The organism is Pedobacter sp. 10L46_2, assembly GCF_056395165.1.
The window spans coordinates 17,534-20,265 of record NZ_JBFTIZ010000075.1 but is presented as its reverse complement, the minus strand read 5'-3'; the positions used below and the strand labels follow the sequence as shown (position 1 = coordinate 20,265).

Below are 2,732 nucleotides of genomic sequence, written 5' to 3'. Positions count from 1 at the left end.
GATATGAACCTTCGATGTGGGGAACCTCAATCGTAGGCTTTGGTAGCTATCATTATAAATATGCCAGTGGTCATGAGGGAGATGCCCCTCTAATCGGATTTTCTCCGAGAAGTACTGCTATTGTTTTGTATGTTGCTTGTGATTTTGAAGATAAAGAAAACTTGCTGCTGCAATTGGGTAAACATAAAACAGGGAAAGGCTGTATTTATATTAAAAAACTGGCAGATGTTAATATACAAGTATTAACCAAGATGATAGATCAATCAGTGGCGCATATGAAAAATAAATAAGGTTAGAAGAAATGATAATAACGATTGATCAAAATATCACACTGGAACAAACAGCCGTGAAGCATGCAGAAGGTTTATTGGAAGCGATAAACAGCAGTCGGGCGCAACTATCTGAGTTTTTACCTTGGGTACCCAACATGCAGTCTGTAGGAGATCTTATAGCGTACATCAGGAAATGTGAGCAGCTTTATGAACAGGGTCTTGAAGTTAGCTTTGTGATTATGCTTGATAATCAACCAGTAGGCAGAATTGGTTTGCATTATTTGAATGTTTTTAATCAAAGTGGAGCAATTGGCTACTGGCTGGCAGAAAGTGCACAAGGCCGAGGTATTATGATCCGGTCTTGTAAAGCATTAATTGATTATGGTTTTAAGGAACTGGCATTACATCGTATTGAGATTAAAGCAGCTACTTTGAATTTGAAAAGTCAGGCAATTCCACGCAAACTGGGTTTTCAGCAAGAAGGGGTTTTAAGGCAATCCGAAAAGGTGAATGGTAAATTCTTAGACCTGGTTTTATATTCCATGCTCCATCACGAATGGAAGATGGATGCCTAATAAATGATTTAAGCGTGAGTTTTCCATTATAATGTTATTTTTGAAAAAAGTAATAGCTAACCACATAACTCAATTTTATATTGAAAACACTAGTATTAGGAGCCTCAGGACAACTAGGGCAATGCCTTAAGGCAGTTGCCTCAAATAGAAATATCGACACATTAGATTTCCCGGACGAAAGTGTCGCAAACATCCTTGATGTTGAGAAACTAAAGGCTTTGTTTGCCGAGAAAAAACCAGCATACGTAATCAATTGTGCTGCTTATACGGCTGTTGATAAAGCTGAAGATGATGTAGATCTGTGCAGATTAATAAACAAGCAGGGGGCATTAAATATCGCTTTGCTTTGTAAAGAGTTTGGTGCTAAATTAGTTCACGTTTCAACAGACTTTGTTTTTGAAGGAGCCATTCCAGAATTACTAAAGGAAGATGATTTAGCAGAACCCATTAGCATATATGGCTTAACTAAGCTTGAAGGCGAAACAGATATTATAGATAATCTTAAAGAACATTACATTATTCGCACCAGCTGGCTATATTCTGAGTATGCAAATAATTTTGTGAAAACAATGTTGAAACTAGGAGCGGACCGCGATGAGTTAAATATCATTGCGGATCAGATTGGCTCGCCAACTTATGCTATTGATTTGGCCGGTGCAATTTTGGATGTTATTGCTTCTGGCAAAACGGAATATGGGGTGTATCATTATAGCAATGAAGGATCAATCTCGTGGTTTGATTTTGCTAAAGGTATTTTTGATATCAGCAATACACAGGTAAAAGTTAGCCCGATTCCTACTTCTGCTTATCCGACAAGAGCTAGCCGACCTAAGTTCTCTGTAATGGACAAAACGAAGATAAAAGCAACTTTTGGAATCGAAGTACCTTATTGGAGAGACAGTTTGATTAAGTGTATTGAGCAATTATCTGTACTGGATAAAGCCTAAGCATGTGCTAAATAAACCATGATATAAAAAAAGAACGGAATTATATAAATATTTTTCCGTTCTTTTTCCAATCTTTGATCCGTAATGAAAAGAACACTGCTTACCATACTTGCCATTTTCTATTTGGGTGTTTCCAGTGGAGCAGCTGTGCACTTTCATTATTGCATGGACAAGCTGGTAAGCTGGAGCATGACAAAAAAATCCGGCAAATTATGTGATTTCTGTAAAATGCCTTTGGCAGAATCTAAAAAGAAATCATGCTGTAAAGATGTTAAGCACGAAGTAAAGGTTGAGAGTTCTCAAAAAGTAAACCAAGCGGTTTATAAATTCGATCAGCCATCTGTAGCCATTATATTACCCGAATTATTTGTTAATTATCAGGCCCCGGTGCCTGTTAAAATTATAAGGGAAGCATTAAGCAATGCACCACCTAATAGACAGCAAGTTCCTGTCTACCTAAAAAACTGTACCTACAGAATATAATACCCTCTTTCTTTTCTAATGCCTGGCACATTCGTGCCCTGGTTGCAGCATTACTGTAACCCCAAATTTTTTTATACCATTTTCTTTAAAACTTATTAAGATGAACTCATTAAGATCTCTTTTGGTAGTCGGCTTGACTTTCCTTGGTAGTGCTGTATTTGCACAATCTAAAACCGAAAAAATCAATGTATCTGGAAACTGTGGAATGTGTAAAAAACGCATTGAAACTGCCCTTAAAACTGAAGGTGTTGACACAGCTGTATGGGATGTAAAATCTAAAATATTAACGGTAAGCTACGATAGTGCCAAGATTACAACTGAAGGTATTCAACAAAAAATTGCCGCAGTTGGGCACGACACGCAAAAGGTTACTGCCAAACAAGAAAATTATAGCAAACTACCTTCATGCTGCCAATACGATAGAAAAAGTACAGACAAAAAATAACAAAAAATAA

At 37.1% G+C, this 2,732-nt stretch carries 5 protein-coding genes; all 5 read left to right on the top strand.

Features of this window, described 5'->3' with window-relative positions:
• Positions 1 to 290 (top strand): DUF1801 domain-containing protein (locus AC1DDX_RS10595; RefSeq protein ID WP_477622025.1); only part of this gene is annotated, 290 nt, incomplete at its 5' end.
• A gap of 11 nt (positions 291 to 301) precedes the next feature.
• Entirely contained in the window at positions 302 to 847 is a 546-nt protein-coding gene (locus AC1DDX_RS10590) for a GNAT family N-acetyltransferase (RefSeq protein WP_172660547.1), read from the top strand.
• 80 nt (positions 848 to 927) lie between these two features.
• Positions 928 to 1,794 carry a dTDP-4-dehydrorhamnose reductase gene (rfbD, locus tag AC1DDX_RS10585; RefSeq protein WP_172660546.1) on the top strand — a complete coding sequence of 289 codons (867 nt, stop codon included), beginning with the start codon at positions 928 to 930 and terminating at the stop codon, positions 1,792 to 1,794.
• An 84-nt stretch (positions 1,795 to 1,878) separates the two neighbouring features.
• Complete coding sequence (locus tag AC1DDX_RS10580; protein ID WP_172660545.1) at positions 1,879 to 2,277, top strand: HYC_CC_PP family protein; 399 nt, start codon at positions 1,879 to 1,881, stop codon at positions 2,275 to 2,277.
• Positions 2,278 to 2,377: 100 nt separating this feature from the next.
• Positions 2,378 to 2,722 (top strand): heavy-metal-associated domain-containing protein, encoded by a 345-nt coding sequence (locus tag AC1DDX_RS10575; RefSeq protein WP_337715236.1) that lies wholly within the window; start codon positions 2,378 to 2,380, stop codon positions 2,720 to 2,722.
• The last annotated feature ends 10 nt before the right edge of the window (positions 2,723 to 2,732 follow it).

Coding starts and splice junctions, on each gene's coding strand:
- AC1DDX_RS10590 (WP_172660547.1), top strand. CDS start 302: ATGATAATAACGATTGATCAAAATATCACACTGGAACAAACAGCCGTG.
- AC1DDX_RS10580 (WP_172660545.1), top strand. CDS start 1,879: ATGAAAAGAACACTGCTTACCATACTTGCCATTTTCTATTTGGGTGTT.
- AC1DDX_RS10575 (WP_337715236.1), top strand. CDS start 2,378: ATGAACTCATTAAGATCTCTTTTGGTAGTCGGCTTGACTTTCCTTGGT.